We start from the raw sequence: 5,695 nt of genomic DNA on the forward strand, positions 1-5,695 counted from the left end.
ACCGAAACCCTCTACACGGCGGTCGACTGCGTCCTCAACGCCCCGACCACATGAGCGGCATCCCATGCCGATCCTTCACATCCCGACAGCGCCCGGCCTCGTACTCGGTTGAGCGCTGATGCGCCGCAGCCGAGCGCCTTGGCGATGTCGCCCGAGGTGCGGATGTCGCCGTCGGCGATCAGGTGCACGTACCGGCCGCCGGTCTCGTCCAGGTAGTCCCGCCTGGCCGCGGCGGCGTCGGCGATCGCCGAGGCCATCGGCACCCGGATGCCGAGCACCGACTCGGTGGTCGACCACTCGTCGCCACCGATGCCGATGATCACGCCGGCCGCGCCGGTCCGCATCAGGTGCAGCGCGGTCTTGTAGTCGGTGCAGCCGCCGACGATGACCGGCAGGTCGAGGTCGGCGATGAACTCCTTGAGGTTGAGCGGTTCGTCGGTGGTGGAGACGTGCTCGGCCGAGACGATGGTGCCCTGGATGACCAGGAGGTCCACGCCCGCGTCGAGGATGACCGGAGCCAGCGCCAGGGTGTGCTGGGGAGAGACCCGCACCGCCACCGTGCTGCCGCCCTCGCGCAGCTCGCGCACCCGCTCGGTGATCAGGTCCGGCCGGATCGGCTCGGCGTACACCTCCTGGAGCCGCTTGGTGGCGCGCGGGCGTGCCACGGCACCTCGCGGGGGATGCGGGTGCGGTGGCATGCCCGTTGCGTCCTCGCCCAGGTCGGCCAGCTCCTCCAGCACCTTCGTCGGGTTCTCGTAGCGGGTCCACAGCCCTTCGACGTTGAGCACGCCGAGGCCGCCGAGCTGGCCGAGCCGCACCGCCGAGGCCGGGCTCATCGTCGCGTCGGAGGGGTGCCCCACACAGGGAATGCCGAACTGGTACGCGTCGAGCTGCCAGCCGGTGGAGACGTCGTCCACGTCCCGGGTCCGGCGCGAGGGCACGATGGCGATGTCGTCCAGGTGGTAGCCGCGCTGCGCGGTCTTGCCCAGCCCGATCTCGACCACGTCACGCATGAAGGGCTCCAGTTTTCCGAAGGGGTGTCAGCGGGTGTGGTAGTTGGGTGCCTCGACGGTCATCTGGATGTCGTGCGGGTGGCTCTCCTTGAGCCCGGCCGCGGTGATCCGGATGAGCTGACCGCGCTCGTGCAGCTCGACGATGCTCTCCGCGCCCGCGTACCCCATCGCCAGCCGCAGGCCACCGACCAGCTGGTGGGCCATCCGGGACAGCGGCCCGCGGTACGGCACCTGGCCCTCGACGCCCTCCGGGACCAGCTTCTCGTCGCTCGTCACGTCCTGCTGGAAGTAGCGGTCCTTGGAGTACGACTTGGCCTGCCCACGGGACTGCATCGCGCCGAGCGAGCCCATCCCCCGGTACGCCTTGAACTGCTTGCCGTTGACGAAGATCAGCTCGCCGGGGCTCTCCTCGCAGCCGGCCAGCAGGCTGCCGAGCATCACCGTGTCGGCACCGGCGACCAGGGCCTTGGCGATGTCGCCGGAATACTGGATGCCGCCGTCACCGATGACCGGCACGCCGGCCGGCCGGGCCGCCCGCGCGGCCTCCATGATCGCGGTGATCTGCGGCACGCCGACGCCGGCCACGATCCTGGTGGTGCAGATGGCACCCGGGCCGACTCCGACCTTCACCCCGTCGGCACCGGCGTCGACGAGCGCCTTCGCCCCGGCGTAGGTGGCCACGTTGCCGCCGACGATGTCGATGCCCACGTCCTTCTTGAGCCGGCTGACCATCTCCAGCACGGCCCGCTGGTGACCGTGGGCGGTGTCCACGATGAGCACGTCGACGCCCGCGTCGACGAGCGCCCGGGCCCGCTTGTACGCGTCCTCGCCCACCCCGATCGCCGCCGCCACCCGCAGCCGGCCCGCGTCGTCCTTGGTGGCGAGCGGGTACTGCTCGCTCTTGGTGAAGTCCTTGACCGTGATCAGGCCGCGCAGCTTGCCGGAGCCGTCGACGATCGGCAGCTTCTCGACCTTGTGCTGGCGCAGCAGCGCGAGCGCCTCGTCCTTGCTCACCCCGACCGAGGCGGTGACCAGCGGCGCCCGGGTCATGATGTCGCGCACCGGGGTGGCCGGGTCGGAGACGAAGCGCATGTCCCGGTTGGTGACGATGCCGACGAGCTGCCCCTGCGCGTCCACCACCGGCACGCCGGAGATGCGGTACCGCCCGCAGAGCTGGTCGACCTCCCGAAGGGTGTCGTCCGGGCTGGCGGTGACAGGATTGGTGATCATGCCGGACTCGGAACGCTTCACCAGGTCCACCTGGAGCGCCTGGTCCTCGACCGAGAGGTTGCGGTGCAGCACACCGATGCCGCCCTGGCGGGCCATGGCGATGGCCATCCGCGCCTCGGTCACCGTGTCCATCGCGCTGGACAGCAGCGGGATGGAGAGAGTGACGTTGCGGGTCAGCCGGGTGACGGTGTTGACCCGACTGGGGACCACGTCCGACTCGCCCGGCTGAAGCAGCACGTCGTCAAAGGTCAGCCCCAGCGGCACCACCCGGGCCGACCCGGCGGGCAGCTCGGGCAGATGGCCGCCCAGCTCGCCGGCCTGGGTGCCGGCGGAACGGTCGGTGCGCGGCGAATTCTCCACGATTGCTCTCCTGAGCTGCTCGAACGGGCTTCAGCGAGGTGGCACTGGTGGGCACCGGCGGGACGCCGGGCGAGGGTGCGTCGGCCCCATCGTACCCAGTGGCCCGGGTGACCTCCGCGTGCGGCAGCGGGTGCGCCGCCGGACACCCTTACCGACAGGGGGCAGGCACCGGCAGGTGCTTGGGTCTACGGTGAGGGGGTGCACGACGAGCCCATCGACCCGTTCACCGGCGACCCGACCGACCCGGCGGCCAGCCTGGACGAGCCCGGCCGCGACGATCCGCTCGACCCGCTGACCGATGTCGAGCGCCAGGACGTCCTGGAGGATCTCGCCGACCTGGAGATCTACCAGGCGCTTCTCGCGCCGATCGGGGTACGAGGACTCGTGATCGAGTGTGAGGACTGCCGGGAGCCGCACTACTTCGACTGGGACCTGCTCCGGGGCAACCTGCGGCACCTGCTCAGCTCGGGCCGCCCCCGGGTGCACGAGCCGGCCTACGACCCCGACCCGGACCACTACGTCACCTGGGACTACGCCCGGGGCTACGCCGACGGGGTGCACGACACGCTCAGCGAGGGCACCGAGGACGAGACCGACAGCCGGTCCGACTGACCGCTGCCCGGGTCAGGCCACCAGGCCGGCCCGGAAACCCGCAGCCACCGCGTGTGCCCGGTCGCGGGCACCGAGCTTGCGGAACAGCCGCCGGGCGTGGGTCTTCACGGTGTCCTCGGAGACATACAACTCGCGGCCGATCTCGGCGTTGCTCTTGCCCTCGGCCATCCCGAGCAGCACCTGAAGTTCACGCTCGGTGAGGCCGATCACGGTCCGGTCCGGCCGGGCCGCGGCGGGCCGCTCCGACGCGCCCTCGGCTTCGGGTTCGGCCGGGTCGTCGCCGCGCTGTGCCGGCACCATCGCCGGTCCGCCCGGGTTGTCGCCGGCCGGCCAGGTCGGTCCCTTCTCGCCGGTGGGCCTGCCACCGGGTGCCGGCCGGGTCGGGCTACCCACCGCGGCGGCGTCGCGGGCCGGGTCCGCGATCCGGTGCCGGGTGGCCCGGCCGGGGGCGGCCAGCAGCAACAGCGCCTTGGCTACCGCGCTGGTCAGGTCGTGGTCCGCGCCCTGGATCAACCCGCGCGCTCCGGCGCTGATGGTGGCTGCCGCCGCCTCGGACTCCTCGGTGCCCAGCAGCAGCACGGCGGCCTGTGGCGCGCGGGCCAGCACCCGCCGGACGAAGCCGGCGCTGTCCGGCCGGGTCAACGCGGTGTCGGCAAGCACCACGTCGGCGGGACGCTCGGCCAACCGCAGCATCACCTCGGGATCGGAGACGGCCGTCCGCACCGCACCGGACAACCCCAGCCGCGCCGCCGCGGAAGTCAGGTGCTGAGCCGCAAGCGGTGTCCGAACGCACACGAGAACCGTACGCACAGTGATCTCCTCTCCGAAGATGAGCAGACCATGACCGGGCGGGCTCGGGAGGAGGTTCCGGCCAATCCTCTCCACTTTTCCGACAGTTGGGGCATATGCCGCAAGCTGTCGGAGGTTTTGGATCACAGGACGTGTGAGTCGCGAACGACAGGGGTACCGAGAGGCCAGGCCGGGAACGGTGCGCCTGCGCGGCCCGCCGCCCGGAAAGCCGGCCACAGATACGTCTCGCGGTGCCGCGCGAGAGGAGGGGTGCTGATGTCGAACGTACGCAGACTGCCCGGACCCATCATCGACCTCTGGGATTGGCAACGGCTCGGTGCCTGTCGGGGCCGCGACAGCGCCCAGTTCTTCCACCCTGACGGCGAGCGGGGCTCCTCCCGGCTGCGCCGGGAGTCCGGCGCGAAGGCCGTCTGCCGCGCCTGCCCGGTCCGCGCCGAGTGCGCCGCGCACGCCCTGGCCGTCCGCGAGCCGTACGGCGTGTGGGGTGGCTTCAGCGAGGCCGAGCGGCTGCGGCTGCTCGCGGTCGGCTGGGAGGACCTCGCCGACCGCCGGCAGAACCGGGTCGACGTCGCCCGGCTGGAGGCCCGGCTGGGCAGCGCCCACCGGTCGACCGTTCCGGCCCAGCGCGACGCCGCCTGACCAGACCACCCGACGCCGCGTCCCCAGCTCGGGGACGCGGCGTCGTGGCATGTGCCTAGCTGATCGTCACGGCCACGGTGTGCCAACCGGTCGCCCCGTCCGGGGCGACGTCCTGCGTCTGCCCGGTCTGGGTCTCGCCGGTGCCGTCCGTCGCCCGCACCTGGAGGGTGTGTTCGCCGGGCGTGGCCGTCCACCGCCATGACCACTGCACCCAGGTGTCCACCGAGACCGTCGGGGCCAGCGTCGCCTCCTGCCACGGGCCGCCGTCGACACGTACCTCCACCCGACGGATGCCCCGATGCTGTGCCCACGCGACACCGGCCACCATGACCGGGCCGGCGGCCGGCCGGTTGCGGGGGCGGGGCGTGTCGATCCGCGACTGGGTCTTCACCGGCCCCTGCGCCGACCAGCCGCGCGGCACCCAGTACGCGTCGAAGTCGGCGAAGCTGGTCAACTCCAGCTCGGTGATCCACTTGCAGGCCGACACGTACCCGTACAGGCCGGGCACCACCATCCGGACCGGGAAACCGTGCGCCAACGGCAACGGCTCGCCGTTCATCCCCACCGCGAGCAGGGCGTCCCGCCCGTCGCGCAGCACCGCCGTCGGCGTACCGCAGGTCCAGCCGTCGACCGAGCGGCCGACCACCTGGTCAGCGCCGTCCAGCGGCGCCACCTCGTCGAGCAGTTCCCGGATCGGTACGCCGAGCCACCGCGCGTTGCCGATCAGGTCCCCACCGACCTCGTTGGACACACAGGCCAGGGTGACGTACCGCTCGATCATCGGCCGGGCCAGCAGGTCGGCGTAGCTGAGCGTCATCGGGTTGCGGACCCGACCGTGGATACGCAGCCGCCAGGTCTCCGGATCCACCTGCGGCACCAACAGCGCCGTGTCGATGCGATAGAACGATTTGTTGGTGGTGACATAGCTGGCCAGGCCGAGGGTGCCCAGATCCGCACCGGCCGGCACCGGCCGCGCGGCGGAGACCGGCGCGGGCAGCGCGATCGCGTCCCGGGCGTCGGCCACACCCCGG

5 protein-coding genes and 1 pseudogene are annotated in these 5,695 nt (G+C 72.0%); 2 read left to right on the forward strand and 4 right to left on the reverse strand.

All coding sequences use genetic code 11. The annotated features are described in order from the left end of the window. Positions 1 to 62 precede the first annotated feature (62 nt). Positions 63 to 1,013, reverse strand: a pseudogene (locus C1I93_RS27605) (GuaB3 family IMP dehydrogenase-related protein); the annotation flags it as partial. 27 nt (positions 1,014 to 1,040) lie between these two features. After that, the gene (gene guaB / locus C1I93_RS27610; RefSeq protein WP_111246200.1) at positions 1,041 to 2,603 is read right to left on the reverse strand and encodes an IMP dehydrogenase; all 1,563 of its coding nucleotides are present in this window, start codon (positions 2,601 to 2,603) and stop codon (positions 1,041 to 1,043) included. A gap of 198 nt (positions 2,604 to 2,801) precedes the next feature. On the opposite strand from guaB, the gene C1I93_RS27615 reads away from it, so the two are divergent. Further along, positions 2,802 to 3,215, forward strand: coding sequence for a DUF5319 domain-containing protein (locus C1I93_RS27615; protein WP_111246201.1), 414 nt, complete (start codon positions 2,802 to 2,804; stop codon positions 3,213 to 3,215). A gap of 12 nt (positions 3,216 to 3,227) precedes the next feature. Here C1I93_RS27615 and C1I93_RS27620 read toward each other — a convergent pair whose 3' ends face one another. Then, positions 3,228 to 4,025 carry a helix-turn-helix transcriptional regulator gene (locus C1I93_RS27620; RefSeq protein ID WP_111246202.1) on the reverse strand — a complete coding sequence of 266 codons (798 nt, stop codon included), beginning with the start codon at positions 4,023 to 4,025 and terminating at the stop codon, positions 3,228 to 3,230. A gap of 255 nt (positions 4,026 to 4,280) precedes the next feature. Between C1I93_RS27620 and C1I93_RS27625 the strand changes: the two genes are divergently transcribed. Continuing rightward, positions 4,281 to 4,664 carry a WhiB family transcriptional regulator gene (locus C1I93_RS27625; RefSeq protein WP_111246203.1) on the forward strand — a complete coding sequence of 128 codons (384 nt, stop codon included), beginning with the start codon at positions 4,281 to 4,283 and terminating at the stop codon, positions 4,662 to 4,664. Positions 4,665 to 4,719: 55 nt separating this feature from the next. Here C1I93_RS27625 and C1I93_RS27630 read toward each other — a convergent pair. After that, on the reverse strand, positions 4,720 to 5,695 hold a 976-nt coding region (locus C1I93_RS27630; RefSeq protein WP_146603591.1), incomplete at its 5' end, for a molybdopterin-dependent oxidoreductase.

The sequence above is a fragment of the Micromonospora endophytica genome, from assembly GCF_003236305.1.
Taxonomy (GTDB): Bacteria; Actinomycetota; Actinomycetes; order Mycobacteriales; family Micromonosporaceae; genus Micromonospora; species Micromonospora endophytica.

Coding starts and splice junctions, on each gene's coding strand:
- C1I93_RS27625 (WP_111246203.1), top strand. CDS start 4,281: ATGTCGAACGTACGCAGACTGCCCGGACCCATCATCGACCTCTGGGAT.